This is a genomic window from Kitasatospora sp. NPDC051705, assembly GCF_044453265.1.
Taxonomy (GTDB): domain Bacteria; phylum Actinomycetota; class Actinomycetes; order Streptomycetales; family Streptomycetaceae; genus Kitasatospora.
Genome location: NZ_JBITCO010000038.1, coordinates 38565 through 64606 on the forward strand (window position 1 = coordinate 38565; position 26042 = coordinate 64606).

At 72.7% G+C, this 26042-nt stretch carries 25 protein-coding genes and 1 tRNA gene; 13 read left to right on the plus strand and 13 right to left on the minus strand.

What is annotated here, in order from left to right:
• The first annotated feature begins 81 nt into the window (after window positions 1-81).
• Window positions 82-4068: an ATP-dependent RNA helicase HrpA gene (gene hrpA, locus ACIA8Q_RS31335; protein ID WP_360213132.1), complete on the plus strand. Its 3987-nt coding sequence runs from the start codon at window positions 82-84 to the stop codon at window positions 4066-4068.
• A 113-nt stretch (window positions 4069-4181) separates the two neighbouring features.
• Window positions 4182-4255 (plus strand) — tRNA-Asp (locus ACIA8Q_RS31340).
• 359 nt (window positions 4256-4614) lie between these two features.
• Here the strand turns inward: ACIA8Q_RS31340 and bldC are convergent.
• Together bldC and ACIA8Q_RS31350 are read right to left on the minus strand one after the other, a co-directional pair.
• A complete protein-coding gene (gene bldC, locus ACIA8Q_RS31345; protein ID WP_014137253.1) occupies window positions 4615-4821 on the minus strand; it encodes a developmental transcriptional regulator BldC in 207 nt (68 codons plus the stop codon).
• Between the two features lie 485 nt (window positions 4822-5306).
• Window positions 5307-6203 (minus strand): hypothetical protein, encoded by an 897-nt coding sequence (locus ACIA8Q_RS31350; RefSeq protein WP_387905187.1) that lies wholly within the window; start codon window positions 6201-6203, stop codon window positions 5307-5309.
• 198 nt (window positions 6204-6401) lie between these two features.
• Between ACIA8Q_RS31350 and ACIA8Q_RS31355 the strand changes: the two genes are divergently transcribed.
• Both ACIA8Q_RS31355 and ACIA8Q_RS31360 read left to right on the plus strand, forming a co-directional pair.
• Window positions 6402-7559 (plus strand): Glu/Leu/Phe/Val dehydrogenase dimerization domain-containing protein, encoded by a 1158-nt coding sequence (locus tag ACIA8Q_RS31355; protein ID WP_387905186.1) that lies wholly within the window; start codon window positions 6402-6404, stop codon window positions 7557-7559.
• Window positions 7560-7942: 383 nt separating this feature from the next.
• The gene (locus ACIA8Q_RS31360) at window positions 7943-8200 is read left to right on the plus strand and encodes a DUF3073 domain-containing protein (RefSeq protein ID WP_360213136.1); all 258 of its coding nucleotides are present in this window, start codon (window positions 7943-7945) and stop codon (window positions 8198-8200) included.
• A 191-nt stretch (window positions 8201-8391) separates the two neighbouring features.
• Here the strand turns inward: ACIA8Q_RS31360 and purM are convergent, their stop codons facing one another.
• The 3 genes from purM to ACIA8Q_RS31375 all read right to left on the minus strand — a co-directional run bounded on the left by purM (window position 8392) and on the right by ACIA8Q_RS31375 (window position 12308).
• Complete coding sequence (purM, locus tag ACIA8Q_RS31365) at window positions 8392-9477, minus strand: phosphoribosylformylglycinamidine cyclo-ligase (protein WP_360213138.1); 1086 nt, start codon at window positions 9475-9477, stop codon at window positions 8392-8394.
• A gap of 98 nt (window positions 9478-9575) precedes the next feature.
• Window positions 9576-11159 (minus strand): amidophosphoribosyltransferase, encoded by a 1584-nt coding sequence (purF, locus tag ACIA8Q_RS31370; protein ID WP_360213140.1) that lies wholly within the window; start codon window positions 11157-11159, stop codon window positions 9576-9578.
• Window positions 11160-11453: 294 nt separating this feature from the next.
• Window positions 11454-12308: a diacylglycerol kinase gene (locus tag ACIA8Q_RS31375; RefSeq protein ID WP_360213142.1), complete on the minus strand. Its 855-nt coding sequence runs from the start codon at window positions 12306-12308 to the stop codon at window positions 11454-11456.
• Between the two features lie 126 nt (window positions 12309-12434).
• Between ACIA8Q_RS31375 and ACIA8Q_RS31380 the strand changes: the two genes are divergently transcribed.
• The 3 genes from ACIA8Q_RS31380 to ACIA8Q_RS31390 all read left to right on the plus strand — a co-directional run bounded on the left by ACIA8Q_RS31380 (window position 12435) and on the right by ACIA8Q_RS31390 (window position 14718).
• Entirely contained in the window at window positions 12435-13718 is a 1284-nt protein-coding gene (locus ACIA8Q_RS31380) for an adenylosuccinate synthase (protein WP_360213144.1), read from the plus strand.
• Window positions 13719-13867: 149 nt separating this feature from the next.
• On the plus strand, window positions 13868-14470 hold the full coding sequence (locus tag ACIA8Q_RS31385; protein ID WP_360213146.1) for a GNAT family protein: 603 nt from the start codon (window positions 13868-13870) through the stop codon (window positions 14468-14470).
• A gap of 53 nt (window positions 14471-14523) precedes the next feature.
• On the plus strand, window positions 14524-14718 hold the full coding sequence (locus ACIA8Q_RS31390) for a DUF397 domain-containing protein (protein ID WP_360213148.1): 195 nt from the start codon (window positions 14524-14526) through the stop codon (window positions 14716-14718).
• 111 nt (window positions 14719-14829) lie between these two features.
• Here ACIA8Q_RS31390 and ACIA8Q_RS31395 read toward each other — a convergent pair whose 3' ends face one another.
• On the minus strand, window positions 14830-14985 hold the full coding sequence (locus tag ACIA8Q_RS31395; protein WP_360213150.1) for a hypothetical protein: 156 nt from the start codon (window positions 14983-14985) through the stop codon (window positions 14830-14832).
• A gap of 260 nt (window positions 14986-15245) precedes the next feature.
• Between ACIA8Q_RS31395 and ACIA8Q_RS31400 the strand changes: the two genes are divergently transcribed.
• The 3 genes from ACIA8Q_RS31400 (at window position 15246) to metG (ending at window position 18147) form a co-directional block, all read left to right on the plus strand.
• Window positions 15246-16100 carry a helix-turn-helix transcriptional regulator gene (locus ACIA8Q_RS31400; protein WP_360213152.1) on the plus strand — a complete coding sequence of 285 codons (855 nt, stop codon included), beginning with the start codon at window positions 15246-15248 and terminating at the stop codon, window positions 16098-16100.
• Window positions 16097-16297 carry a DUF397 domain-containing protein gene (locus ACIA8Q_RS31405; RefSeq protein WP_360213154.1) on the plus strand — a complete coding sequence of 67 codons (201 nt, stop codon included), beginning with the start codon at window positions 16097-16099 and terminating at the stop codon, window positions 16295-16297. The genes ACIA8Q_RS31400 and ACIA8Q_RS31405 overlap by 4 nt, the downstream gene beginning before the upstream one ends.
• Before the next feature lie 116 nt (window positions 16298-16413).
• Window positions 16414-18147 (plus strand): methionine--tRNA ligase, encoded by a 1734-nt coding sequence (metG, locus tag ACIA8Q_RS31410; protein ID WP_360213156.1) that lies wholly within the window; start codon window positions 16414-16416, stop codon window positions 18145-18147.
• An 87-nt stretch (window positions 18148-18234) separates the two neighbouring features.
• Here the strand turns inward: metG and cutA are convergent, their stop codons facing one another.
• The gene (cutA, locus tag ACIA8Q_RS31415; protein ID WP_360213158.1) at window positions 18235-18579 is read right to left on the minus strand and encodes a divalent-cation tolerance protein CutA; all 345 of its coding nucleotides are present in this window, start codon (window positions 18577-18579) and stop codon (window positions 18235-18237) included.
• Between the two features lie 163 nt (window positions 18580-18742).
• Between cutA and ACIA8Q_RS31420 the strand changes: the two genes are divergently transcribed.
• The gene (locus ACIA8Q_RS31420) at window positions 18743-19054 is read left to right on the plus strand and encodes a helix-turn-helix domain-containing protein (protein ID WP_360213160.1); all 312 of its coding nucleotides are present in this window, start codon (window positions 18743-18745) and stop codon (window positions 19052-19054) included.
• A gap of 45 nt (window positions 19055-19099) precedes the next feature.
• On the opposite strand, the gene ACIA8Q_RS31425 is transcribed toward ACIA8Q_RS31420, so the two are convergent.
• The 5 genes from ACIA8Q_RS31425 to ACIA8Q_RS31445 all read right to left on the minus strand — a co-directional run bounded on the left by ACIA8Q_RS31425 (window position 19100) and on the right by ACIA8Q_RS31445 (window position 23051).
• Window positions 19100-19996, minus strand: coding sequence for a class I SAM-dependent methyltransferase (locus ACIA8Q_RS31425; RefSeq protein WP_360213162.1), 897 nt, complete (start codon window positions 19994-19996; stop codon window positions 19100-19102).
• A 292-nt stretch (window positions 19997-20288) separates the two neighbouring features.
• Window positions 20289-21206 carry a hypothetical protein gene (locus tag ACIA8Q_RS31430; protein WP_360213164.1) on the minus strand — a complete coding sequence of 306 codons (918 nt, stop codon included), beginning with the start codon at window positions 21204-21206 and terminating at the stop codon, window positions 20289-20291.
• 88 nt (window positions 21207-21294) lie between these two features.
• Window positions 21295-21864 (minus strand): GNAT family N-acetyltransferase, encoded by a 570-nt coding sequence (locus tag ACIA8Q_RS31435; RefSeq protein WP_360213166.1) that lies wholly within the window; start codon window positions 21862-21864, stop codon window positions 21295-21297.
• 164 nt (window positions 21865-22028) lie between these two features.
• Window positions 22029-22451, minus strand: a complete 423-nt coding sequence (locus ACIA8Q_RS31440; RefSeq protein ID WP_360213168.1) for a DUF350 domain-containing protein — start codon at window positions 22449-22451, stop codon at window positions 22029-22031.
• 111 nt (window positions 22452-22562) lie between these two features.
• Complete coding sequence (locus ACIA8Q_RS31445) at window positions 22563-23051, minus strand: LURP-one-related family protein (protein ID WP_360213170.1); 489 nt, start codon at window positions 23049-23051, stop codon at window positions 22563-22565.
• 91 nt (window positions 23052-23142) lie between these two features.
• On the opposite strand from ACIA8Q_RS31445, the gene ACIA8Q_RS31450 reads away from it, so the two are divergent.
• The gene (locus ACIA8Q_RS31450) at window positions 23143-23667 is read left to right on the plus strand and encodes a GNAT family N-acetyltransferase (protein ID WP_396318100.1); all 525 of its coding nucleotides are present in this window, start codon (window positions 23143-23145) and stop codon (window positions 23665-23667) included.
• Window positions 23668-23690: 23 nt separating this feature from the next.
• On the opposite strand, the gene ACIA8Q_RS31455 is transcribed toward ACIA8Q_RS31450, so the two are convergent.
• Window positions 23691-23936, minus strand: a complete 246-nt coding sequence (locus tag ACIA8Q_RS31455) for a hypothetical protein (RefSeq protein WP_360213173.1) — start codon at window positions 23934-23936, stop codon at window positions 23691-23693.
• 117 nt (window positions 23937-24053) lie between these two features.
• On the opposite strand from ACIA8Q_RS31455, the gene ACIA8Q_RS31460 reads away from it, so the two are divergent.
• Window positions 24054-25868 (plus strand): NHL domain-containing thioredoxin family protein, encoded by a 1815-nt coding sequence (locus ACIA8Q_RS31460; RefSeq protein ID WP_360213175.1) that lies wholly within the window; start codon window positions 24054-24056, stop codon window positions 25866-25868.
• Window positions 25869-26042 lie beyond the last annotated feature (174 nt).

The window sequence follows — 26042 nt, forward strand, 5'->3', positions numbered from 1 at the left end:
CTCGGCCACCGGCGACTGTGACACTGGAGGGGCTCGAAAACCGAGGTGCGCGCCGCCGCCCCTCCTTGCGAACCTAGAGGGATGCCCGCAGTGAGTTCTCCCGCAGTCCAGTCCGCCGCCGCCCCCGCCGACGGGCCAGGGATCGGCGAGCTGGCCGCCCGCCTTCCGGAACTGACCCTGCGCGACCAGGTCCGGATCGGGCGCCGGCTGGAGGGGGCCCGCCGGGTCCGCAAGCCCGAGGCCCGGCAGAAGGTCGCCGCCGAGATCGCCGCCGACATCGAACGCGCCGAGCTGCTGGTCGAGCAGCGCCGCAGCGCCGTCCCGGCGATCACCTATCCCGCCGAGCTGCCGGTCAGCCAGAAGAAGGACGACATCCTGGCGGCCATCCGGGACCACCAGGTGGTGATCGTCGCGGGCGAGACCGGCTCGGGCAAGACCACCCAGATCCCCAAGATCTGTCTGGAGCTCGGCCGGGGAGTGCGCGGCTTGGTCGGCCACACCCAGCCGCGCCGGATCGCCGCCCGCACGGTGGCCGAGCGGGTCGCGGAGGAGCTGGACAGCCCGCTGGGCGAGGCGGTCGGCTGGAAGGTCCGGTTCACCGACCAGGTCGGTCCGGACACCCTGGTCAAGCTGATGACGGACGGCATCCTGCTCGCCGAGATCCAGACGGACCGCGAGCTGCGCCAGTACGACACCCTGATCATCGACGAGGCGCACGAGCGCAGCCTCAACATCGACTTCATCCTCGGCTACGTCAAGCAGCTGCTCCCCCGCCGCCCGGACCTCAAGGTCGTGATCACCTCCGCGACCATCGACCCGGAGCGCTTCGCCCGGCACTTCGGGGACGCGCCGATCATCGAGGTCTCCGGCCGCACCTACCCGGTGGAGGTCCGGTACCGCCCGCTCGTCGAGGAGGGTGCCGAGGACGAGGACGCGGCCGACGCCGACCGCGACCGGGACCAGGTCCAGGCGATCTGCGAGGCCGCCCAGGAGCTGCAGGCCGAGGGCCCGGGCGACATCCTGGTCTTCCTCTCCGGCGAGCGCGAGATCCGGGACACCGCCGACGCGCTCAACCGGCTGAAGCTGAAGTCGACCGAGGTCCTGCCGCTGTACGCCCGGCTGAGCTCGGCCGAGCAGCACCGGGTGTTCCAGCGCTCCGGCAGCCGCCGGATCGTGCTCGCCACCAACGTCGCCGAGACCAGCCTCACCGTCCCGGGCATCAAGTACGTGATCGACCCGGGCACCGCCCGGATCTCCCGCTACAGCCACCGCACCAAGGTGCAGCGGCTGCCGATCGAGGCGGTCAGCCAGGCCAGCGCCAACCAGCGCAAGGGCCGCTGCGGCCGCACCTCGGACGGCATCTGCATCCGGCTGTACTCGGAGGAGGACTTCCTCTCCCGCCCCGAGTTCACCGACGCCGAGATCCTGCGCACCAACCTGGCCTCGGTGATCCTGCAGATGACGGCGGCCGGCCTCGGCGACATCGCCGCCTTCCCGTTCCTGGACCCGCCGGACTCCCGCAACATCCGGGACGGCGTGCACCTGCTGCACGAACTGGGCGCGCTGAACCCGGACGAGAAGGACCCGCGCAAGCGCCTGACCCCGCTCGGCCGCCAGCTGGCGCAGCTCCCGGTGGACCCGCGGCTGGCCCGGATGGTGCTGGAGGCGGAGCGCAACGGCTGCGTGCGCGACGTGATGGTGATCGCCGCGGCGCTCTCCATCCAGGACCCGCGCGAGCGCCCCGCCGAGAAGCGCCAGGCCGCCGACGACCGGCACCGCCGGTTCAACTCGGAGACCTCCGACTTCCTCGCCTACCTGTCGATGTGGCGCTACGTCCGGGAGCAGCAGAAGGAGCTGTCCTCCTCGGCGTTCCGCCGGATGTGCAAGGCGGAGTTCCTCAACTACCTGCGGATACGGGAGTGGCAGGACATCTACACCCAGCTGCGCACCGTCGCCCGGCAGCTGGGCGTGGCGGTCGAGGAGCCGCATCCCGGCGCCGAGCCGGACGCCGACCGGATCCACCAGTCGCTGCTGGCCGGCCTGCTCTCCCACATCGGCCTCTTCGACGCGGAGAAGCGCGAGTACGGCGGTGCGCGCGGCGCCCGCTTCGCGGTCTTCCCGGGCTCCGGCCTGTTCAAGAAGCCGCCGCGCTGGGTGATGTCGGCCGAGCTGGTCGAGACGTCCCGGCTCTGGGCGCGGATCAACGCGAAGATCGAGCCGGAGTGGGTCGAGCCGCTGGCCGGCCACCTGATCAAGCGGAGCTACAGCGAGCCGCACTGGGAGAAGAAGGCCGGGGCCGTCCTGGCGTACGAGAAGGTGACCCTCTACGGGATGCCGGTCGTCGCCCAGCGCAAGGTCAACTACGGCCGGATCGACCAGGAGCTCTGCCGCGAGCTGTTCATCCGCAACGCCCTGGTCGAGGGCGACTGGGAGACCCACCACCGGTTCTTCGCCGAGAACCGCCGGCTGCTCGGCGAGGTCGAGGAGCTGGAGAACCGGGCCCGCCGCCGCGACATCCTGGTGGACGACCAGACCCTGTTCGAGTTCTACGACGCCCGGCTGCCGGAGGACGTGGTCTCCACCCGGCACTTCGACGCCTGGTGGAAGAAGGCCCGGCACGAGCAGCCGGACCTGCTCAACTTCGAGAAGTCGATGCTGATCAACGACACCGCGGACGGCGTCACCGAGGCCGACTACCCGGACCACTGGCAGCAGGGCAAGCTCCGCTTCCAGCTGACCTACCAGTTCGAGCCGGGCAGCGACGCGGACGGGGTGACCGTCCACATCCCGCTGCCGGTGCTCAACCAGGTCACCGCGGAAGGCTTCGACTGGCAGATCCCCGGTCTGCGGGCCGAGCTGGTCACCGCGTACATCAAGTCGCTGCCGAAGGCGATCCGGCGCAACTTCGTCCCGGCGCCGGACTTCGCGAAGGCCGCGCTGCGCGAGGTGAAGGACCGCCAGGAGCCGCTGCTGCCCTCCCTGGAGCGCGCGCTGAAGCGGCTGACGGCCGTCACCGTCCCGCCGGAGGCCTGGGACGACGAGCGGGTCCCGGACCACCTCAAGGTGACCTTCCGGGTGGTGGACGGCCGCCGCAGGCTCGCCGAGTCCAAGGACCTGGAGGAGCTGCGGCTGCGGCTCAAGCCGAAGCTGAAGGAGACGCTGTCCTCGGCGGCGTCGGGCCGGGGCATCGAGCAGGGCGGGCTGACGGCCTGGCCGGCCGGTCTGCCGGTGCTCCAGCGCACCTTCGAGCAGCGCTCGCGCGGCCACTCGCTGCGGGCCTACCCGGCGCTGGTGGACGAGGGGGAGACGGTCGGCGTCAAGCTGTTCGACACCCCGCAGGCGCAGGCGCAGGCGATGTGGGAGGGCACCCGCAGGCTGTTGGTGCTGACGACCACCTCCCCGGCCAAGTCGATCCAGGGTCGGCTGGGCAACCAGGCGAAGCTGGCGCTCTCGCACAACCCGCACGGCTCGGTCGCCGCCCTGTTCGAGGACGTGGTGGCCTGCGCGACGGACCGGCTGATGACCCTGGCGGGCGGCCCGGCCTGGGACGAGGCGGCCTTCGGCAAGCTGCACGACAAGGTGCGGGCCGACCTGTACGACCTGTCGGCCGACACCACGCTGAAGACGGCCACCGCGCTGATCGCCTTCCACAAGGCCTCGACCCGGCTGAAGACGGTGAGCAGCCCGGTGCTGCTGAACGCGGTGAACGACGTCCGGCTGCACCTGGCCTCCCTGGTGCACCCGGGCTTCGTCACGGGCACCGGCTGGCAGCGGCTGCCGGACCTCAAGCGCTACCTGCTGGCGGTGGACCGCCGGCTGGAGGCGCTGCCCAACCACCCGCAGCGGGACGCCCAGCACCTGCTGAAGGTCCAGCAGGTGCAGCAGGCGTACGGGGAGCTGCTGGCGGCCGTTCCGGCCGGGCAGCAGCCCTCCGCGGAGGTGCTGGCGATCCGCTGGATGATCGAGGAGCTGCGGGTGAGCTTCTTCGCCCAGTCGTTGGGGACGCCGAGCCCGGTGTCGGAGAAGCGGATCATGAAGGCGATGGAGGCGGCCCGGGCGGCGCTCTGAGCTGGGCGGTCCTCAGGGGCCCTCAGGTCCCGGTTCGACCTGGGGGCCCGACATGGGCTACAGTCTGTCTTGTTCGCAGCGCGGCAAGCGAGTGAACGAGATCAGAAAACTCTGGTCCCGTGGAGCAGTTGGTTAGCTCGCCACCCTGTCAAGGTGGAGGTCGCGGGTTCAAGTCCCGTCGGGATCGCCGCAGTGCGAGAGGCCCGGAACCGTCAGGTTCCGGGCCTCTCGCGTTTTCGCGCGGGCGCTTCCCGCCGGCTTCCCTACGCCCGGACAGGTCTAGACCACAAGCCCCGGACGTGTGACCGTCGTCACCCCCCATTTCCCGATCATGACTCCGTCACACGCCCATCACGACCCTGCTAATTTAATATGTAAAATTGCACTGCCATTCACTGTAAATCCCCCCCGCCCCACGCACATCGAATCGTTATCCGGAGTTCAGCATTCCGCCCCCGGCGCGGCCGGCCCCGGGCATGGCAAAGGGGCCGCTTACCGGACCCGGCGGAGTCCGGTAAGCGGCCCCTTTAAAGAGCCTTCGGCCTATCAGGCCTCAGTGCGCTGAGCGGGAATCCCGGCCAGCAGAGCGCGCACCTCCGCCTCGCGGTAACGGCGGTGACCGCCGAGCGTGCGAATGGACGTCAGCTTGCCCGCCTTGGCCCAGCGGGTGACCGTCTTCGGGTCCACGCGGAACATGGTGGCAACCTCTGCCGGCGTCAGCAGCGGCTCAGCATCAGGGGTACGAGCGGTCATGAGCGGCCTCCTCGGGAGAACCGAACCAGGGCGGTTCTATCCTTCAAATTCTGCACCTTGGCCCGCGATGCCCGAAATGGCATAGACGGGCCGAGTCGGTTATAGGACGAACGGCTTGTCCTGGTGTCTACAACTACACCATCCGTCCAGCCCTATCGACCAAACCGCCAAAATTGACCCCTCACGGGTTCAAGGCTGACGGATGGCGATGGACCACCCCATAACGGACAGTCACGCGGTCGTGACGTCCGGTTACGGAGGGACCAGACCCTCCGTTTCCCCGCAAAGCACGCATCGACTCCAGAACCACCCAAAAGTGGGCACGCTCACGTGAAGTTGGGCTGGTTGTCCCATTTTTGCACATAGGGGTAAGTTCGCGTCAACGGTGAGTAGTGTCACGTTCGACAGCTATTGACCCGAACCAGGACCTTGGTCATGCGGTCCGGGCCGTAGGACCCTTCCAGTCATACACGGGCCCCACGGGGTCAGTTCGCGTACCGCAGCGCCAGCACCCGCCGCCACCGCGCCGTCAGTTCCCCGTACGCCCGCATCGCCTCCGCGGCGTCCCCCGCCCGCAGCGCGCGCAGCCCCTCCTCCAGCTCCCCCGCCGAACGGTCCGCCAACAGCCGCTCGGGCCCCAGCAGATGCACCAGCCCCCCGTAGTCCAGCTCCACCAGCGAGCGCGGGTGGAACTCCTCCAGCCACCGCCCGACCCGCTCCGCCCCCCGGACCAGTTCCCCGTCCGGCACCTCCTCACGCAGCGCCCGGTAGGCCCGGGCCACCCGCCGCCGCGCCTGCGCCATCGGCACCAGGTAGAACAGCGCCGCCGCCCGCGCCGGACCGCCCGGCTCCGCCGCCGGCACGAAGCAGCGGTCCTCGTCGCCGAACGGCAGGAACCAGCGCACCGGCACCTCCCACCGGCTCGTCAGGATCCACGGCCGGGCGTCCGGGTGCTCGGCCCGCCAGCGCTCGTGGTCCGCCTCGGCGGCCGCCCGGGCCACCGGCGGCACCGCGGTGTCCAGCAGTGTCACCGGGGCGGCCGCCCGCAGCTCCTCCAGGGCCTGCCAGCTGCGCAGCCTGGTCGCCCACGGGCAGACGTAGAGCACGCCGTCCACCACCCGCACGAAGGCCCGCTCGCTCTCCCGCTCGGGCAGCGCCCGGGGCGTCCGGGCGACCAGCTCCGCGAGCGCCCCGCGCTGCTCCTCCAGGGCCGCCCCGGCCACCGGCTGCGCCGCGTCCCCGGCGTCCGGCCCGTGTTCCGCCGCGTAGGCCTGCCACCGGGCCCGCTCGGGCTCCGGGTAGGCGGCGAGCGGCTCGTAGACCCGCAGGTGGGCGGCGTAGGGCGGCAGTACCGAGGTGCGTACGACGGTCACGTCCTGCATGGTCGCACGCGCCGACCGGCCCCGGGAGGGCGCGCTCCCGAACCGTTCGCGCCCGCACCGCGGACCGCGGCCCGTCTCACCCCTCGGACAACCGGCACAAGCTCGGACAAGAGGGCCGATCGCCACCGCACGCGCGACTACGCTTCGCCTTAGGCGCCCGCACCACAGCAGCGGGCCTTCGATACTGGAGTCACCACAGTGACCGACGTACAGACCCCCGCCACGCACCCCGCACCCGGCGTGCTCAGCAGGATCTTCCGCACCGAGCAGGACGGCGCCCCCGGCGACGGCCACGAGCAGGTCGTGCTCTGCCACGACCGGAGCTCCGGGCTCAAGGCGATCATCGCCATCCACTCCACCGCGCTGGGCCCCGCCCTCGGCGGCACCCGCTTCTTCCCGTACGCCTCCGAGGAGGCGGCCCTGGAGGACGCGCTCAACCTGTCCCGCGGCATGTCCTACAAGAACGCGCTGGCCGGGCTCGACCTCGGCGGCGGCAAGGCCGTCATCATCGGCGACCCGAACAAGGACAAGAACGAGGCCATGCTCCGGGCCTACGGCCGCTTCGTGGAGTCCCTGCGCGGCCGCTACATCACGGCCTGCGACGTGGGCACCTACGTGCAGGACATGGACGTCATCGCGCGCGAGACCGAGTTCGTGACCGGCCGCTCGCCCGAGCACGGCGGCGCCGGCGACTCCTCCATCCTGACCGCCTTCGGCGTGTTCCAGGGCATGCGCGCCACCGCCCAGGCCCGCTGGGGCCAGCCGACGCTGCGCGGCCGCCGGGTCGGCGTCGCGGGCGTCGGCAAGGTCGGCCACTACCTGGTCGGCCACCTGGTCGCGGACGGCGCCACGGTCGTCGTCACCGACCCCTTCGAGGCCGCGGTCAACCGCGTCCGCGCCGCCCACCCCGAGGTGGAGGTGGTCGCCGACACCGCCGCCCTGCTGCAGGCCAAGCTGGACGTCTACGCCCCCTGCGCCCTCGGCGGTGCGCTGACCGACTCCGTCGTCGCGGCGCTGGGCGAGTTCGGCACCTCGATCGTCTGCGGCGCGGCCAACAACCAGCTGGCCCACCCGGGCGTCGAGAAGGACCTCGCCGACCGCGGCATCCTCTACGCGCCGGACTACCTGGTGAACTCCGGCGGCGTGATCCAGGTCGCCGACGAGATCGACGGCTTCAACTTCGAGCGGGCCAAGAACAAGGCCACCAGGATCTTCGACACGACCCTGGAGATCTTCACCCGCGCCACCTCCGACGGCGTGCCGCCGGCGGTCGCCGCCGACCGCCTGGCCGAGAAGCGGATGCGCGAGATCAGCGCGCTGCGCACGGTGCTGCTGCCGGGTGCCCGCCGGGCCTGATCCGGCCCGGTCCGGACCCGGGGTGCGCGGGGGGCGGTCTTCTTCCGTCCCCCGCGCATCACGATGTGGAACCGGATTCTCACTTCTGCGCCCGATCGGGTGATCCAACGTCCCCCTAGGGGGGATAATCGGTCCTGGAACGACGGACCTCAGACACCTCCGGACAGCGCGCAAACCGCCGCAAAACCTCCCCTGACCTGGGAAGACCTGGTCTCGGGTGCAGTCGGTGCGCGCCACGTCACACCGACGACGTACCGTCCAGCGGCGGAAACAGGTACCGTTAATGCTCCAAGGGACGGTCCTCCCATTCGGGCAGGCCGGACCTGATCATGAACACGTGTCAGACTCGGGGCCGTGAGCCCCATCGTTGAGGGGGTCGACCCATGGGGCGCGGCCGGGCCAAGGCCAAGCAGACGAAGGTCGCCCGCGAGCTGAAGTACAACAGCGGCGGGTTCGACGCTAACCGTCTGTCCAACGAGCTGGGCGTATCGCCGTCCACCGCTTCGATCGAGCCGGAGCCGATCGAGGAGGAGGAGGACGACGACCCGTACGCGGAGTACGCCGCCCGCTACGCCGACCTCGACGACGAGGACGACAGCGGGCCGGGTACCGGGCCGTCGCAGGCCTCCCGCCGCTCGTAACCCGTAGTCCCGCCGACCGGTCCGGGCGCCCCAGGGCGCCGGGCCGGTTTTCGGCGTTCCCGCGCACGCCCGCCCCACCGCCCTCCCGGACACGGTCCCGGCGCGCCCGCCCCGCCCTCCGCGCACGGCCCCGGACGGCACGAGGGGCCCCTCCGGCGCACCGGAGGGGCCCCTCGTCGTTCCGGCCGGGATCAGCCCGCCGTGAAGCCCTCGTAGGCGTTGTAGAGGGCCGCGCCGCCCTCGTGACCGTCGCCGCGCTCGACGATGTCGCCGAGCAGCCAGGCCTCGACGCCGCGGTCCTCCAGGATCGACAGCACGACGTCCACCGAGTGCGGCGGGACGACCGCGACCATGCCGACGCCCATGTTGAGCGTCTTCTCGATCTCCAGGGTGGCCACCTTGCCGACCTCGGCGACGGTCTGGAAGACCGGCAGCGGGGTCCAGGTGCCGCGGTCCAGGCGGGCGTGCAGGCCGTCCGGGACGACCCGGGCCAGGTTGGCCGCCAGGCCGCCACCGGTGACGTGCGAGAAGGCGTGCACCTCGGTCGCGCGGGTGAGCGCCAGGCAGTCCAGCGAGTAGATCCGGGTCGGCTCCAGCAGCTCCTCGCCGAGGGTGCGGCCGAACTCCTCGACCTTGCGGTCCAGCTTCCAGCCGGCCTCGTTCAGCAGCACGTGGCGGACCAGCGAGTAGCCGTTGGAGTGCAGGCCGGAGGCGGCCATCGCGATCACCACGTCGCCGGCCCGGACGCGGTCCGCGCCGAGCAGGGCGTCGGCCTCGACGACGCCGGTGCCGGCGCCCGCCACGTCGTACTCGTCCGGGCCGAGCAGGCCCGGGTGCTCGGCGGTCTCGCCGCCGACCAGGGCGCAGCCGGCCAGCGCGCAGCCCTCGGCGATGCCCTTGACGATCGCGGCGACCCGCTCCGGCACGACCTTGCCGACGCAGATGTAGTCGGTCATGAACAGCGGCTCGGCGCCGCAGACCACCAGGTCGTCGACGACCATGCCGACCAGGTCGTGGCCGATGGTGTCGTGCTTGTCCATGGCGGCCGCGATGGCCACCTTGGTCCCCACGCCGTCGGTGGCCGAAGCCAGCAGCGGCCGCTCGTAGCTCTTGAACGCGGACGCGTCGAAGAGGCCGGCGAAGCCGCCGAGACCGCCGACCACCTCGGGGCGGTTGGCCTTCTTCACCCACTGCTTCATGAGCTCGACGGCGCGGTCGCCCGCCTCGATGTCGACGCCGGCGGCGGCGTAGGTGGCGCCGTTCTGGTTGCTGGTCACTGCGGTGCGGCCCTCTCGGGTCTGGGGGGTTGTTCGGGAACAGCCGGGGGGCTGAACAGCGGTGGGGCCCCGGTTCGCGGGACCCCACCGTGGTGACGCTACGGGCGGCGCAGCGCGTCGGCCGCGCCCGCCCCGCCGAGCAGCGACTGGACGCCGTCCAGGTCGCTGCCGCTGGTCGGCTTGCCGCGCACGGCGGGCGGCTGCTGGCCGCCCTTGATCTCGGCCTCCAGCAGGAGCTTGCCGAGCAGCGCCGGGTCCGGCAGCTCCATCGGGTACTCACCGTCGAAGCAGGCCCGGCAGAGCCTGTCCTTGGGCTGCTTGGTGGCCTCGATCATGCCGTCGATCGAGATGTAGGAGAGCGAGTCCGCGCCGAGCGTGCGGCCGATCTCCTCGATGGTCATGCCGTTGGCGATCAGCTCAGCGCGGGTGGCGAAGTCGATGCCGAAGAAGCAGGGCCACTTCACCGGCGGCGAGGAGATCCGGATGTGGACCTCGGCCGCGCCGGCCTCGCGGAGCATCTTCACCAGCGCGCGCTGGGTGTTGCCGCGGACGATCGAGTCGTCGACGACCACCAGGCGCTTGCCCTGGATGACCTCGCGCAGCGGGTTCAGCTTGAGCCGGATGCCGAGCTGGCGGATGGTCTGGCTCGGCTGGATGAAGGTGCGGCCCACGTAGGCGTTCTTCACCAGGCCGGAGCCGTACGGGATGCCGCTGGCCTCGGCGTAGCCGATCGCGGCGGGGGTGCCGGACTCGGGCGTCGCTATCACCAGGTCGGCCTCGACGGGGGCCTCCTTCGCCAGGCGGCGGCCCATCTCCACGCGGGAGAGGTGGACGTTGCGGCCGGCGATGGAGGTGTCGGGGCGGGCCAGGTAGACGTACTCGAACACGCAGCCCTTGGGCTTCGCCTCGGCGAAGCGGGAGGTGCGCATGCCGTTCTCGTCGATGGCGATGAGCTCGCCGGGCTCGACCTCGCGGATGAAGGAGGCGCCGCAGATGTCGAGCGCCGCCGTCTCGGAGGCGACCACCCAGCCGCGCTCCAGCCGGCCGAGCACCAGCGGGCGGATGCCCTGCGGGTCACGGGCGGCGTAGAGCGTGTGCTCGTCCATGAAGACGAGCGAGAACGCGCCCTTGACCTTGGGCAGCACGACCTTGGCCGTCTCCTCGATGGAGAGGTCCGGGTGGCCGGCGAGCAGCGCGGTCACCAGGTCGGTGTCGTTGGTCGCGGCGGTCCGCCCGGAGCGGGAGACGTGCTCCTCGCCGGGCAGTTCGGCGACCATGGCCGCCAGTTCGGCGGTGTTCACCAGGTTTCCGTTGTGCCCGAGGGCCAGCGAACCGTGCACGGTCGCCCGGAAGGTCGGCTGGGCGTTCTCCCAGACCGAGGAACCGGTGGTCGAGTAGCGGGCGTGTCCGACGGCGATATGCCCGTGCAACGACCCCAGCGAGGCCTCGTCGAAGACCTGGGAGACGAGTCCCATGTCCTTGAAGACGAGAATCTGGGAGCCGTTGCTCACTGCGATGCCCGCGGATTCCTGACCGCGGTGCTGCAGGGCGTAAAGGCCGAAGAACGTGAGCTTGGCGACCTCCTCGCCGGGAGCCCAGACACCGAAGACGCCGCAAGCGTCCTGGGGGCCTTTCTCACCGGGAAGAAGATCGTGGTTGAGTCTTCCGTCACCACGTGGCACGCCTTCGAGTCTAGGGCAGTTGGCACAGGCTTCCGGAACGCGGGATGCCGCGTTTGTCGGGCGATCGGCCAGTAACGCGCGTAGACAAAACCCCTTACGGGGTGGGGATTTCGGGTGGGGGGAATTCCGGCGGGTGGCGGTTGGCCTTGCGGTTCGCGCCTGTTGGGGCGTTCCGTGTGCGGAGCGGTCGGGATCGCGGCGGCGGCGAACGTGAGCCTGCTCACCCGGCGTTCACTCCCGCTTCACCGGCCCCCGCGAGCCGCCCCGGCGGCCACCGGGGGCCGGCGCGCGCCGTCAGGCGGCCGGCAGCAGCAGCCCCCAGGCGCCCGGGTGGACCGTCCAGGTGCGGGCGCGGACCGGGCCGACCGCGCGGCCGTCCGCCTCGTAGCCGAAGCCGCGGCCGATCACCGAGACGCTCGCCGCCCTCGCCCGCACGAGCGCGCCGGGCGCGCGGACCACCACCTCCATGACGCCGGCGCCGTCCGACTCGCCGCCCGGCAGCGTCACCTGGACCAGCCGGACCGGACGGTGCACGTCGGCCAGCAGCCGCCCGTCGGCCTCGACCCGGACCCGGGGGCTGAGCTCGGCGGCGGGCCGCCCCTCGGCCGTGAGGGCGTTCGCCTGCTCGGCCGCAGCCAGTTTCGCCCATAGCGAACGCCAGCCGCCCGAACGGCCGCCCGGCCTGCGCGCCCCGGCACCGGTGATCCGCACCCCGCCCAGGGCCACCCCGCCACCGTCGTCCACCAGCAGGTCGAGCTTGCGCGACGCCCCCGACAGCACCGCCCGCGCCGCCCGCACCGGCTCGCCCGGCACGCCGAGCGCGCGGGCCGCTGCCAGCTCCTCCGCCCGGCCGACCGGAACCATGCCCACCGGATCCGCGCCCAGCTCACGGTGCCGGTGCAGCGCCTGCAGGACCCGCTGCAGCGCGAGGTCGGAACCGATCACCACCGGTCGCCTGCGACCCCGGTGCGAAAGCACCCGGTCGAGCTCGGACGTGCTCTCCGGGTAGACCACCTTGACGTCCGCACCACCGCAGAGCACGTCCTTCGCGATCCGCACCGACTCGCCGTCGGTCTGCCGGGCCGCCGGGTCGAGGAGCAGCAGAAGCGGCTCGGGGCCGCCGTTCGCAGGCGTGGACAGGGACGACACGACCGGTCCTTCCTCAGGTAATCTCTCGGTGCAAGAGCCCCTTGCGCTACTGCGCCAGGGGCTTCGTCTATCTCGGGGCAGACTGCGGCCTACGCAGGATGCCCCAACCGGAAGGGGTGTACGCCTGTGCCGGCACTCGTGCTCGTTGGCGCTCAGTGGGGGGACGAGGGCAAGGGGAAGGCCACCGACCTCCTCGGCGGCTCCGTCGACTACGTCGTCCGCTACCAGGGCGGCAACAACGCCGGTCACACGGTGGTCATCGGCGACCAGAAGTACGCCCTGCACCTGCTCCCTTCCGGCATCCTCAGCCCGAACGTGACGCCGGTGATCGGCAACGGCGTCGTGATCGACCCGGGTGTGCTGCTCTCCGAGCTCAACGGGCTCAACGAGCGCGGCATCGACACCTCCAAGCTGCTGGTCTCGGGCAACGCCCACCTGATCACGCCGTACCACCGCACCCTGGACAAGGTCACCGAGCGCTTCCTCGGCAAGCGCCGGATCGGCACCACCGGCCGCGGCATCGGCCCGACCTACGCGGACAAGATCAACCGCGTCGGCATCCGGGTCCAGGACCTGTTCGACGAGTCGATCCTGCGCCAGAAGATCGAGGCGGCGCTGCACGACAAGAACCAGCTCCTGGTCAAGCTGTACAACCGCCGCGCCATCCCGGCCGACCTGGTCCTCGAGGAGTACCTCGGCTACGCGGACAAGATCAAGCCCTTCCTCGCCGACACCACCCTCGTCCTGGACGAGGCGCTCAAGGCGAACAAGGTCGTCCTGCTGGAGGGCGGCCAGGGCACCCTGCTCGACGTCGACCACGGCACGTACCCCTTCGTGACCTCGTCGAACCCGACCGCGGGCGGCGCCTGCACCGGCGCCGGCATCGGCCCGACCAAGATCGACCGGGTCATCGGCATCCTGAAGGCGTACACCACCCGGGTGGGCTCCGGCCCGTTCCCGACCGAGCTGCTCGACGAGGACGGCGAGGCGCTGCGCCGCATCGGCGGCGAGCGCGGCGTCACCACCGGCCGTGACCGCCGCTGCGGCTGGTTCGACGCGGTGATCGCGCGCTACGCCACCCGCGTCAACGGCCTGACCGACTTCTTCCTCACCAAGCTGGACGTGCTCACCGGCTGGGAGCAGATCCCGGTCTGCGTCGCGTACGAGATCGACGGCCGGCGGGTCGAGGAGCTCCCCTACAACCAGTCGGACTTCCACCACGCCAAGCCGATCTACGAGACGCTGCCGGGCTGGACCGAGGACATCAGCAAGGCCAAGTCCTTCGCCGAGCTGCCGAAGAACGCGCAGGCCTACGTGAAGGCACTGGAGGAGATGTCCGGCGCGCCGATCTCGGCCATCGGCGTCGGCCCGGGCCGCGACGAGACGATCCAGATCAACTCGTTCATCTGATCCCCGGCTCCGGGAGCGGAGCGGGCAGGGTCGCAGTGGAGGGCCCCGCGGGACGCGTCCCGCGGGGCCCTCGCCGCGTCCGCGCCCCCAATTTTGCACTAGTGCAGAAATGCATTGCCCCTAGTGCAGACTCGCGCTAGTTTCGGATCATGACCGCACAGCTGCCCGCCCCCGTCACCCTCACCGGCCGCCACGTCCGCCTGGAGCCCCTCGGCCGCCACCACCTGTCCGAGCTCTGGGCCGCCGTCGGCCCCGACCCGGAGGTGTGGCGCTGGATCCCCTCCCTCCCGCCCACCACCGAGCAGGAGCTGGGCGAGGCCCTCGACGTCCGGCTCGCCGAGGTCGCCGCCGGGACGGCCGTGAAGTTCGCCGTCGTCGACCTCGCCTCCGGGCGGGCCGTCGGCATCACCGGCTACTACGACTTCTCCGCCACCGACGAGCTCGTCGAGATCGGCGGCACCTGGTACGCCCGGTCCGTGTGGCGCACGGCGGTGAACACCGAGTCCAAGCTGCTGCTGCTCACCCACGCCTACGAGGACCTCGGCATGGGCCGGGTCTACTGGAAGACCGACGCGCTCAACGAGCGCTCCCGCAACGCCATCCAGCGCCTCGGCGCCCGGTTCGAGGGCGTCCACCGCCGGGAGCGGCTGCGCGCCAACGGCGTCTGGCGCGACACCGCCTACTTCTCGATGCTCGCCGACGAGTGGCCGGCCGCGAAGTCGCGGCTGCAGGAACGCCTCGCCCGCGGCTGATCGTTGACCGGGCAGGGGCCCAGCGCCCGCCACCTCCACCACGGGAGCCACCCATGACCGACTGGCAGCGGCCGTCCCTGAGCGGCGACTCCGACGACTGCCTGGAGATCCGGACCGTCGACGGCATGGTCGAGATCCGCGAGTCCGGCGGGGCCGGGGTCGTCGTCCGCACCACCCCGCAGAAGTGGGAGGCCTTCCTCCTCGGCGTGCAGGCCGGCGAGTTCGACCACTTCGTCGCCGACGCGTAGCGGCCGGCCCGCGCCCCGGCGCCCCTCGCCGGTCGGGGGGCGCGGGGCCCGGAGCCGCGGGGCCGGCGGGGCCGGCGAGGTCGGCGGGAAAGGCCACCGGACGGCCGGGGCCTAGTTCTTGTCGGCCGGCGCGGAATGGGGCGCGACGAACTCGGCCTTTGCGCGACGCGGTTCGCGGGGCTGGGCGTTGACCAGCCAGACCAGCCAGCCGACGAATAGGACGGCGAGCAGCAGGGCCGACAATCCGGCGACGAGGAGAGCGTTCACGGGCGGTCTCCGGTCGGTGATGTCGGGGCGTCCCGACCGTGCATCTGGTGTGTATTTACTGCTGATTGGCAGCTGTTTAGGCGACAACAAGTCAGCGAGTGACACGCCACGACCATAGGGTCAGGGTGCAAGACTTGCTACCGAGCGAGTGGACGTTCACTCCATCGTGGGGTATCCCCCATTTCAGTAGCTAGGGCCGGGTGTGCGCGGCACACTTCACCGGAAGCATCGACCGAACCCGCGATCCGGAGAAGAGAGTCATGCCACCCCGCCTGTCTCCGACCGTGCGCCAACAGCGCCTTGGCATCGAGCTGCGCAAGATGCGCGAACGCGTGGGCGTGACGCCGAAAACCCTCGCGGCCAGGCTGGGCACCGACCTGCCCAAGATCTCCCAGATGGAGAACGGCAAGGCCGGCATCAGTGCCGAACGGCTGCGGATCTGGGCGCGCACCTGCGACCGCACCCATGACGACGGCTACCTCGACGCCCTGCTCTCGATGACCCAGGACCGGCGCAAGTACTGGTGGGACAGCTACCGCGGACGGCTGCCCGGCGGGATCATCGACATCGCCGAGATGGAGCACCACGCCGAGTCGCTGGCCATCCTGCACACCACCTTCGTCCCCGGACTGCTGCAGACCGAGGCCTACGCCTCCGCGGTGTTCGCCCGGCTGCGCCCCCCGCTGTCCCCGCACGACGCGGACACCCGGACGGGATTCCGGATTCGGCGCCAGCACCTCTTCACCGAGCGCCCCAAGCCGTACAGCGCTTTCATCCACGAATCCGCGCTGCGGATGCAGTTCGGCGGGCCGGAAGTGCTGCGCGGGCAGTTGCGGAGCGTGCTGGAGAATTCCGAGCGGCCCGGGCTGGAGATCCGGGTGATCCCGTTCAGCGTGCACACCTTTCCCGGTTCCGGGGAGAGCCTGTATCTCGCGCGCGGGCCGGTGCCCGAGCTCGACACCGTCCAGATCGACCTTTCGAACGGCCCGAAGTTCGTGCACGCCGACGCCGAATTGCGGACCTACCGACGGATCAAGGAGGAGACCGCGGGGGTCGCGCTCGGGCCGGTCGAGTCCCGGGACTTCATCCGGGCCTTACTGAAAGACTTCACATGAACACGTGGCGCAAGTCGTCGTCCAGCGGCGAGAGCAACGAATGCGTCGAGGTCCGGGCCGCGGGCGGGCTGGTGGAGATCCGCGAGTCCGACCGGCCCGAGACGGTCGTGCGGACGACACCGCGCAAGTGGGCCGCCTTCGTCCGCGGGGTCAAGGCCGGGGAGTTCGACCCGTACGCCGACTTCACCCCGCTCTGAAACCGGGCTGCGCCCCGGCCCCGCGGCGGTAGGCTGGGCAGCCCACAGTGGACCCCTGCGCCTGGCACAGCACCCCGGGTGGGGTGCGCGTGCGGGAGAAATCGGAGCATCCGAGGATGGCTCGCCACCTGATCACCAGCGCCCTTCCGTACATCAACGGGATCAAGCACCTGGGCAACATGGTCGGGTCGATGCTCCCGGCGGACGTCTACTCCCGCTACCTGCGCCAACGCGGCCACGAGGTGCTGTACATCTGCGCCACCGACGAGCACGGCACGCCCGCCGAACTGGCCGCCCAGGAGGCCGGACTGCCGGTCGCCGAGTTCTGCGCGCAGGCGCACGGGGCCCAGAGGGCGGTGTACGACGGCTTCGGGCTCTCCTTCGACCACTTCGGCCGCAGCTCCTCGCCGCAGAACCGGGAGATCACCCAGGAGATCGCCCGCGAGCTGCAGCGCAACGGCTTCATCGAGGAGCGCGCGATCCGCCAGGTGTACTCCAACACCGACGGCCGCTTCCTGCCGGACCGCTACATCGTCGGCACCTGCCCGCACTGCGGCTACGACAAGGCGCGCGGCGACCAGTGCGAGAACTGCACCCGGGTGCTGGACCCGACCGACCTGGTGGACCCGCGCTCGGCGATCAGCGGCAGCTCCGACCTGGAGGTCCGGGAGACCAGGCACCTGTTCCTGCTCCAGTCGAAGCTGACCGAGGAGGTCGAGCAGTGGATCGCCGCCAACGGCGACCACTGGCCGGTGCTGGCGTCCTCGATCGCCCGCAAGTGGCTCACCGAGGGCCTGCAGGACCGCTCGATCACCCGCGACCTGGAGTGGGGCGTCCCGGTGCCCGCCGACGTGTGGCCGGAACTGGCCGCCGAGGGCAAGGTGTTCTACGTCTGGTTCGACGCCCCGATCGAGTACATCGGCGCCACCAAGGAGTGGTCCGACGCGGCGCCGGCCGGGGTGACCAGGGACTGGCGGTCCTGGTGGTACGAGGCCGACGAGAGCGTCCGGTACACCGAGTTCATGGCCAAGGACAACGTCCCGTTCCACACCGTGATGTTCCCGGCGACGATCCTCGGCTCGCGCCGCCCCTGGAAGAAGGTCGACTACGTCAAGGCCTTCAACTGGCTGACGTACTACGGCGGGAAGTTCTCCACCAGCCAGAAGCGCGGCATCTTCACCGACGTCGCCCTGGAGCTGCTGCCGGCCGACTACTGGCGCTACTTCCTGATGGCGCACGCCCCCGAGTCCGACGACTCCAGCTTCACCTGGGACCTCTTCGCCTCGGTCGTCAACAAGGACCTCGCCGACACCCTCGGCAACTTCGTCAACCGGGTGCTCTCCTTCAGCCGCAAGCGCTTCGGCGACGACGTGCCCGCCGGCCACCTGCCCGGCGAGGCCGAGGAACGGCTCGGCGAGCAGATCGCCGCGCTGCTGGCGGAGTACGAGGCCCAGCTGGACGCGCTCAACTTCCGCAAGGCGGCGCAGGGGCTGCGCGCGCTGTGGAGCGCGGGCAACGCCTACCTGGACGAGAAGGCGCCCTGGCTCCAGGTGAAGACCGACCCGGACGCGGCCGCGCTCACCCTGCGCACCGCGATGAACCTGATCCACCTGTACGCGGTGGTGTCCGAGCCGTTCATCCCGACCGCCGCCGCGGCGATGCGCGGCGCGTTCGGACTCCCCGAGGACTCCCCGGCGGCCACGCTCACCTGGGTGTCCGCGGACCACGCCCGGGCGCTGGACCTGGTGCCGGCCGGGACGGCGTTCACCGTGCCGCCGGTGCTGTTCGCCAAGATCACCGACGAGGACCTGGCCGGCTGGACGGCCCGCTTCGGCGGCCAGGAGGGCTGAGCCCGTACCCCGCGCGGGCCCGTCCGGTCCTCCGGCCGGGCCCGCGCGTCCGTCCGCTCCGATCGCTCCGGCCGGGACTCCGCCCGGTCAGCGCCCCGGGCCCGGCCCGGCCGTCTCCGTGACGACCCAGTCCAGGTAGCCGGGGTGGCCCGCGACCACCGGGACGGCGATCACCTCCGGCGTCTCGTAGTCGTGCCGGTCGGCGAGGAACGCGCCCAGCCGGTCGGCGAGTTCGGCCCTGGTCTTGAAGTCGGTCCGCCACTCGGCGGCGTCCTGCACCTCGCCGTCCCACCAGTAGACGGACCGGACGGGGTACACCTGGGCGCACGCGGCAAGCCGCTCCCGGACGGCGGCGGACGCCAGGGCGCGGGCCCGCTCCTCACTCTCGTGGGTGGTGGTGACCACGACCAGGCGGTGCTCGGTTACTGCCATGCCGCGACGGTACCGCGACGGCCCTCCGGCCGTGCGGCGCCGCCGCGCGTCCGCCGTCCCGGGCCGCCGTACCGGACCGCCGTGGCGAGCCGTCACCGCGCCGCCGTACGGCGGGTGTCGGCCGGAACCCCGCCGTCGACGGCCGCCGGTACGATCTCCAGCCATGGATCCCGACCTGGTCACCGCCCTGCGGGCGATCGCCAATCCGACGCGCCTGCAACTGCTGGCGTGGCTGCGCGACCCGGAACGCCACTTCCCGGTGGCGGACACCGCCGTCGACCCGCACGAGGTCGGGGTCTGCGTCAGTCTGATCCACGCCAAGGCCGGCCTCGCCCGGTCCACCGTCTCCGCCTACCTGGCCGAACTCCAGCGCGCCGGTCTCCTGCGGGCCACCCGCCTCGGCAAGTGGACCCACTACCGCCGCGACGAGGACCGCATCGCCCGGCTCATCACCACCCTCGGCCAGACCCTCTGACCTGGTCGCCGGCGGGCGGGGTCGGCGGGCGGCCGGGGCGGGCGGTCAGGGCCGGCGCGCCGTGTGCACGGTCGTCGCCGAGAGGTAGAAGGCGTCCGGGCGGTGGAGGATGCCGGTGGGGGCGTCCTCGGCGAGCAGCGCCTCCAGGGTGGCCCGGTCCTCGGGATCGAGGGTCCCGGCCAGCTGGTCCCGGAGCCGGCTCAGCTGGGCGTGCAGGTGCTCGCGGGCCGGGCGGGCGAGCGGGGCCGGGTGGTCGACCAGGAAGGTGCGGGTACCGCCGGGGACGAGTCCGGCGCGGCCGAGCATCGCCGGCCAGTCCTCCACCTCCGCGGTGGCGCCCGGCAGTTCGGCGCGCATGGTGCTGAAGCCGTCCTCGTGCGCCGCGTCCAGCCGGGCCTGGAAGCCGGCCCGGCCGAGGCCGAAGTCGCGCGGCAGGTAGCGCAGTGGCAGGCCGCGTTCGGCGACGGCGAGCACGCCACCGGGCCGCAGCAGGCCGGCGAGGGAGGTCAGGGCGGCCTGCTGGTCGCCGAGGTGGTGGATCGCGTTGCCCGACCAGATCAGGTCGGCCTCGCCGAGCTTGTCGAACTCGGCGGGCAGGTCGGCCTGCTGGACGCCGAGGCGGCCGCCCGAGCGGGCCCGGGCGCGCTCCAGCAGGGCGGCCGACTGGTCGACGGCGACCACCTCGGCCTCCGGGAAGGCGTCCGCGAGCTGCCCGGCGACCACTCCGGGGCCGCTGCCGACGTCGAGCACCCGCCGCACGGCGGCCCGGTCGGCGCCGGGCAGCGCGCGCAGCCACTGCGCGGCGGCGGCCACGGCGGGGGCGCGCAGCTCGGCCTCGCGCTCCAGGTGGTCCGCGAGCGCGTCCCAGTCGAAGTCCGCGGCGGGGACGTGCCCGTGGTGGTGGCCGTGGCCGTGCTGGTGCTGGTGCTGGTGTCCGGACATCGTGGTCACTCCGATCGTGGCTGGGCTGACGGTGGTGCGGGAGGAGCCTCCCCGCCGGGGCGGGTGCGGCGGGGCCGGGCGCTCGGTAGCGGGCGGTGGCCGGTCCGCATCGGGCCCCGGCGCCATCGGCGCCATCGGCGCCATCGGGCCGAGCACCGTCCGGCGCTGCCGAACCCACCGGGCCCGTCGGACCTGCCCGGACCAGCCGGGTGCACGGCGCCGACCGACACCGCCAGGCTGCGACGCCTCCCGGCGATTCGGCAAGCTTTGTTGCCGTTTCCGCAAATCCGCCTCAGCCGCCGGTCCGCCGCCAGTACGACCGGGTCGCCACCGCCAGCGCCACCCCGTACCCCGCGAACGCCACCGCCCCGACCCACCCCACCTGCAGGGCCTCCGCCCCGGAGGCGAAACCTCCCCGCCGGACGTCCAGCACTCCCGTCGTGCACAGCGCCAGGTAGCCGATCCCGGCCACCCCGTACGGCGCCAGCGTGGCCGCGCCCACCAGGGCCGGGGCGAGCGGCAACCAGCGCGGCACCCGGCGGCCGCACAGCCCCGGGGCCCAGCGCGGGAACACCTGCCCCCAGGGGCGCACCAGCCCCCAGAGCAGGAACACGCCGAGCGCCGCCAGCAGCACGGTGCCGTCGATCCCCCAGGACTCCAGGGTGAGCCAGAGCCCGGAGGCCCCGTCCCGCGCGTACATCGCGTCCATCTCGTCGCCGTCGATCCCGGCGAAGCTGCCGCCGAACGCCCAGATCGACTTCATCGCGACGTACGGAGCGAAGGCCAGGGTCCCTGCCCAGGCCGCGAGTTGGACGGCCGCCGGGGCCTCCGAGGGGGCGATCGTCCGGACCGCGACAGGCCACCGCCGACGGGCCGCCGACCCCAGCAGCAGCGCCCCGACCGCCGCCAGGGCGTGCTGCACCGCACCCGGGACGCTGTCCACGGCCTGCCCGAACAGCAGCGCCAGCACGTCCATCAGCAGGCCCCAGGCCGCCACCGCGGCCAGCCCGCAGAACGGCCACAGCACCGGCCGCCAGGCCGGCCGCCGCCGCACCGCCACCCCCGCCGCGGCCGCCGCCGCACCCGCCCCGGCGACGAGCCACCCCAGCCGCGGTGCACCGAACAGCGCCACCCCGCCGACCGCGCACCCCGCGCCGAACCCGGCGTAGACGACGCCCCAACCGACCACCGGCCATCCGCTGCGCACCATGGCCCCAGCCTCGCCCGCACCCCCGCGCCGCGGCCTCCACCCCGGCGACGATCCGGCTCCCCCGGCCGGGGGAGCCGCGGGCCCGGGCCTATCCCCTGGGCGCCGCGAAGCAGTGGACGACGACCGTGCGGTCCGCGCCCCACCGCTGCTCGCCGCTGCCGAGCCAGGTCCAGCCGAGCCGGCGGTAGAACGCGGTGGCCGGGGCGTCGGTGGCGAGGACGTCCAGGACGGGGTGCAGGCCGAGCATCCGGGCGTGCACCACGGCGGTCGCCATCAGACGGGCGCCGATCCGGTGGCCGCGCGCCCCGGGGGCGACGAAGAGGCGGCCGATCACGGCGGTGAGCTCCGGCCTGCCGCCGGTGCGGTGGCTCCACAGCGCGGGGGCGACGTCGCCGGGGGCGCTGCGGGAGAGGCCGACGTGGCCGGCCGGGCGGCCGTCCAGGTCGGCGACCCAGGCGGCGAGCAGCCCCTCGGGGGTCAGCCAGGCGGCGGGGCGGTCGGGCCAGTCGGCGGGGTAGCCGTCGGTGGTGTGGACGTCGCCGAGCAGCCGGACGCACTCCGCGAGGTCGGTGACGCGGCGCCGTCTGACGGCCACCGCGGCTCCGGCCCGCCGTGAACCGGACGCGACGACGTCGGCGCGTTCTTCAAGGTCAGCCATGCCGGTACGTTACCGGCCGGGCCCCGGCTCCGCAGCAGGCCGGCGGCGCCCACCGCCCCCTCCTCGCGGCCCGCCGGTGCGGCCCGACGCGGCGTCAGCCACGGCCCCGGTCGGCACGGTTCGACCGGCGCACCCGTCCGTGCCGGCCACCCGGCCGCCGCGGCTCAGGCGATCGCGGCCGACACCACCGCCGCCACCGCGATGTTGCAGCTGGCGGAGACCCAGACCGCGGGGTGCGGCTCGGGCTCGACCAGGATCGCGCCGAGCTTCCCGGGGGTGAGCAGGTCCACCGCCCAGAAGGCGACGGTCATCAGCACCAGCCCGAGCAGGCCGTAGCAGGCGGTGGAGACCAGGCCCTTGGCGAAGTCCTCGTAGGTGTACATGATCGCGGTGAAGACGATGCCGCCGATGCCGAGCAGGGCCGAGCTGAGCAGGACGGCGGCGTTGCGGTTGCGCTCGACCCAGATCTGGTGGCCGAGCCTGCCGGGCGTCAGCAGGTCGACCAGGCCGACGCCGAGGAGCAGCAGCACCACCCCGACGGCTCCGTAGGCGGCCGCCGCGCCGAGCCCGTGCAGGATGTCGTTCATGGTGGTTCCAGCCCCCGGTCCGCTCGCCGTCCCCCGACCGCACCGGTCAAGGGTTGGCAAAAGATACCCCACGCGGGTGAGGGCGGGCCGGGGATCCGGGAACCCCCGCGGTCAGTCCTCCTCGGCCACCAGGTGGTCGACGCAGGCCGCGACGGCCAGCAGCAGACCGGTGTCGGCGCCGTCGGCGATCTCCACGCCGTAGGTGTCCCGGACCCGGAACCACTTGCGGGAGATCCGGGCGAGCTCGTCGCCGTGCTCGTTCTCGACCCGGTAGTCCTTGTCGATCAGGTTCCCGTGGATCTTCAGCTCGCCGCCGGAGGCCAGCTCCACCAGGTACTTGTCGCGGAACGGGGTGAACAGCTTCTCCCGGACGGTCGCGACCACCTCGCCGTCCGCGTCCTCGATCTTCATCGCGTCGCGGACGGTGAAGGCCTTCTCCTTCACCACCGCGACCACCCGGCCGTGCGCGTCCTTCAGCTCGAAGGTGTGCCGCAGCCGCAGCACCTTGCCGTCCACCAGGTACGCCTTGTGCCCCCGGTCGTCCTCGATCCAGTAGTCGTCGCCCACCGCGAACAGCTTCTCCCTGACCAGGTACCGCACAGCGGCCTCCTCCGTGTTGACGTGGCCCCCATTCGACCCGATCCCCCCACCCGCCCGGAAGCACCGCCACACGACGGCGTTCAATACCGCCATGACCGCCCCGCGACGACCCGACACCACGGCCCCGCTGCACAGCGGGCGACTCGACCTGCTCCCGATCGGCCCGGAGCACGCCGGGGAGATGGCCGCCGTGCTCGCCGACCCCGCCCTGCACGCCTTCACCGGCGGCGCCCCGGCCACCGCCGAGGAGCTGCGCGCCCGCTACGCCCGGCTCGCCGCGGGCTCCCCCGACCCGGCGGAGGTCTGGGGCAACTGGGTGCTGCGGCTGCGGGCCGACGGCCGCCTGACCGGCTACGTGCAGACCACCGTGCGGGCCGGGACCGCCGAACTCGCCTGGGTGGTCGGCACCCCCTGGCAGGGCCGCGGCCTGGCCACCGAGGCCGCCCGCGCGCTGCTCGCCCACCTGACCGCCGCCGGGATCGGCACCGTGACGGCCCACGTCCACCCCGACCACCACGCCTCCGCGGCGGTGGCCCGCGCCCTCGGCCTCGCCCCCACCGGGGAGCGGCAGGACGGGGAGCTGCGCTGGCGGGCGGAGCTCCCCCTCCGGCCGTAGGGCTCGGGCGCCGGGGTGCGCGGTCACTCCTCCCCGGGTGCCGGGTGGGGGTTGATGGCCTGCCCGTCGACGGGCTGCCCCCAGTAGTCGTCCCCGAGGGCACCCACGCAGTAGCCGGAGCCCTCCACCCAGCCGCCGGCGTCCCGGCACTGCTCGGCGGTGACGTCGCGCGGCGCGGCCGCGGCCGGTGCGGGGGCGGCCGCACCGGCGGCCAGCAGGACGGCGGTCGCGGCGGTCAGCCCCGCCCGGATCAGGAGTGAGGTGGTCATACGGGCAACGACAGCACGGAGCCGCCGGCCGCCCCCGCCGACACGCCCGCCACCCCAGACCCCCGCCCCGCCGGCGCCCCGGAATGCCGCCCGGGCGCGATGCGGTTGGATACAGGCATGGCATCTCGTGCACGTGTACGCGCCCCCGAGCTGGTCGGGGCAGGCGGTTGGCTGAACACCGGCGGCAAGGAGCTCACGCTCGCCGACTTCCGGGGCAAGATCACCGTCCTGGACTTCTGGACCTTCTGCTGCATCAACTGTCTGCACGTCCTGGACGAGCTGCGGGAGCTGGAGGAGAAGCACCGCGACACCGTGGTGATCGTCGGGGTGCACTCGCCGAAGTTCGTGCACGAGGCGGACCACCGGGCCGTGGTGGACGCCGTCGCCCGGTACGAGGTGCACCACCCGGTGCTGGACGACCCGGCGCTGGCGACCTGGAAGCAGTACGCGGTGCGGGCCTGGCCGACGCTGGTGGTGATCGACCCGGAGGGGTACGTGGTCGCCCAGCACGCCGGGGAGGGCCACGCCCACGCGATCGCCCGGCTGGTGGAGGAGCTGGAGGCGGAGCACGCCGCGAAGGGCACGCTGCGCCGCGGCGACGGCCCGTACGTGGCGCCGGAGCCGACCGCCGGGGACCTCAGGTTCCCCGGCAAGGCGGTCCGCCTGGCCGACGGCCACTTCCTGGTCGCCGACTCCGGCCACCACTCGCTGGTGGAGCTGGCCGAGGACGGCGAGACGGTGGTGCGGCGGATCGGCGACGGGCAGCGCGGTCTGGTGGACGGCACCAGCCCGCGGTTCAGCGAGCCGCAGGGCCTGGCGCTGCTGCCGGCGGGCTCGGAGTACGACGTGATCGTGGCCGACACCGTGAACCACGCACTGCGCGGGGTGCGGCTGGCGGACGGCAGCGTGACCACCCTGGCCGGCACCGGTCGCCAGTGGTGGCAGGGTTCGGCGACCACCGGCCCGGCCCTCGAGGTGGATCTCTCCTCGCCCTGGGACGTCGCCTGGTTCGACGGCGCGGTGTGGATCGCGATGGCCGGCGTGCACCAGCTGTGGTCCTACGACCCGGCCGCCGGCACGGTCGGCGTCGCGGCCGGCACCACCAACGAGGGCCTGGTGGACGGTCCGGTCGCCGAGGCCTGGTTCGCCCAGCCGTCCGGTCTGGCGGTCTCCGCGGACGGCGAGCGGCTCTGGGTCGCGGACTCCGAGACCTCCGCGCTGCGCTGGGTTTCACGTGAAACGGGCACCGTGCACACCGCCGTCGGCACCGGGCTGTTCGACTTCGGCCACCGGGACGGCGCGGCCGGGCAGGCGCTGCTGCAGCACCCGCTCGGCGTCACGGTGCTGCCGGACGGCTCGGTGGCGGTCAGCGACACCTACAACCACGCGCTGCGCCGCTTCGAGCCGGTGAGCGGTGAGGTCACCACGCTGGCCACCGACCTGCGCGAGCCCTCCGGGGCGGTGCTGGTGGACGGCGACATCGTGGTGGTCGAGTCGGCCCGGCACCGGCTGACCAGGCTGCGGCTGCCGGAGGAGGCGGTGCGGGTCGAGTCGGTCGCGCACCGCACCCAGCGGGCGGCCACCGAGGTCGCCCCGGGCGCGTTCCGGCTGGACGTGGTGTTCTCGGCGCCGAGCGGCCAGAAGCTGGACGAGCGGTACGGCCCGTCCACCCGTCTGCTGGTCAGTTCGACCCCGCCCGAGCTGCTGGTCTCCGGTGCCGGCGCGGACAGCGACCTCTCCCGCGAGCTGGTGCTCTCCGACGCGGTCACCGAGGGCGTGCTGCACGTCTCGGCGATGGCGGCGTCCTGCGACGACGACCCGGAGATCGAGTTCCCGGCCTGCCACGTGCACCAGCAGGACTGGGGCGTGCCGGTGAAGCTGACCGCCGACGGCGCGCGCCGGCTGCCGCTGGTGCTCGCCGGCATGGAGTAGGGCCGGCACGGCCCGGCGGGCGGCACCGGCCGGTACGGGACGGCACACGGCGGAGGGGCCCCGCGGGGGGGGGCCCCGCCCCCCGGCCCCCCCGGGGGGGGCGGGCGCCCCCCCCGGCGGGGCCTGGTAGCCCGGGGCACCCCGGAAGGGGGCGCCCCCCCCGCCACCACCCCC

What these genes read in the sequence shown, in the direction of transcription:
- cutA (WP_360213158.1), bottom strand. Translation starts at nt 18,579, where the DNA reads ATGGCAGTAACCGAGCACCGCCTGGTCGTGGTCACCACCACCCACGAG.
- ACIA8Q_RS31455 (WP_360213173.1), bottom strand. Translation starts at nt 23,936, where the DNA reads ATGACCACCTCACTCCTGATCCGGGCGGGGCTGACCGCCGCGACCGCC.
- ACIA8Q_RS31435 (WP_360213166.1), bottom strand. Translation starts at nt 21,864, where the DNA reads ATGGCTGACCTTGAAGAACGCGCCGACGTCGTCGCGTCCGGTTCACGG.
- ACIA8Q_RS31420 (WP_360213160.1), top strand. Translation starts at nt 18,743, where the DNA reads ATGGATCCCGACCTGGTCACCGCCCTGCGGGCGATCGCCAATCCGACG.
- metG (WP_360213156.1), top strand. Translation starts at nt 16,414, where the DNA reads ATGGCTCGCCACCTGATCACCAGCGCCCTTCCGTACATCAACGGGATC.
- ACIA8Q_RS31350 (WP_387905187.1), bottom strand. Translation starts at nt 6,203, where the DNA reads ATGCAGGACGTGACCGTCGTACGCACCTCGGTACTGCCGCCCTACGCC.
- ACIA8Q_RS31390 (WP_360213148.1), top strand. Translation starts at nt 14,524, where the DNA reads ATGACCGACTGGCAGCGGCCGTCCCTGAGCGGCGACTCCGACGACTGC.
- ACIA8Q_RS31360 (WP_360213136.1), top strand. Translation starts at nt 7,943, where the DNA reads ATGGGGCGCGGCCGGGCCAAGGCCAAGCAGACGAAGGTCGCCCGCGAG.
- ACIA8Q_RS31440 (WP_360213168.1), bottom strand. Translation starts at nt 22,451, where the DNA reads ATGAACGACATCCTGCACGGGCTCGGCGCGGCGGCCGCCTACGGAGCC.
- ACIA8Q_RS31400 (WP_360213152.1), top strand. Translation starts at nt 15,246, where the DNA reads ATGCCACCCCGCCTGTCTCCGACCGTGCGCCAACAGCGCCTTGGCATC.
- ACIA8Q_RS31425 (WP_360213162.1), bottom strand. Translation starts at nt 19,996, where the DNA reads ATGTCCGGACACCAGCACCAGCACCAGCACGGCCACGGCCACCACCAC.
- ACIA8Q_RS31430 (WP_360213164.1), bottom strand. Translation starts at nt 21,206, where the DNA reads ATGGTGCGCAGCGGATGGCCGGTGGTCGGTTGGGGCGTCGTCTACGCC.
- ACIA8Q_RS31460 (WP_360213175.1), top strand. Translation starts at nt 24,054, where the DNA reads ATGGCATCTCGTGCACGTGTACGCGCCCCCGAGCTGGTCGGGGCAGGC.
- ACIA8Q_RS31405 (WP_360213154.1), top strand. Translation starts at nt 16,097, where the DNA reads ATGAACACGTGGCGCAAGTCGTCGTCCAGCGGCGAGAGCAACGAATGC.
- bldC (WP_014137253.1), bottom strand. Translation starts at nt 4,821, where the DNA reads ATGACCGCTCGTACCCCTGATGCTGAGCCGCTGCTGACGCCGGCAGAG.
- ACIA8Q_RS31450 (WP_396318100.1), top strand. Translation starts at nt 23,143, where the DNA reads ATGACCGCCCCGCGACGACCCGACACCACGGCCCCGCTGCACAGCGGG.
- hrpA (WP_360213132.1), top strand. Translation starts at nt 82, where the DNA reads ATGCCCGCAGTGAGTTCTCCCGCAGTCCAGTCCGCCGCCGCCCCCGCC.
- ACIA8Q_RS31385 (WP_360213146.1), top strand. Translation starts at nt 13,868, where the DNA reads ATGACCGCACAGCTGCCCGCCCCCGTCACCCTCACCGGCCGCCACGTC.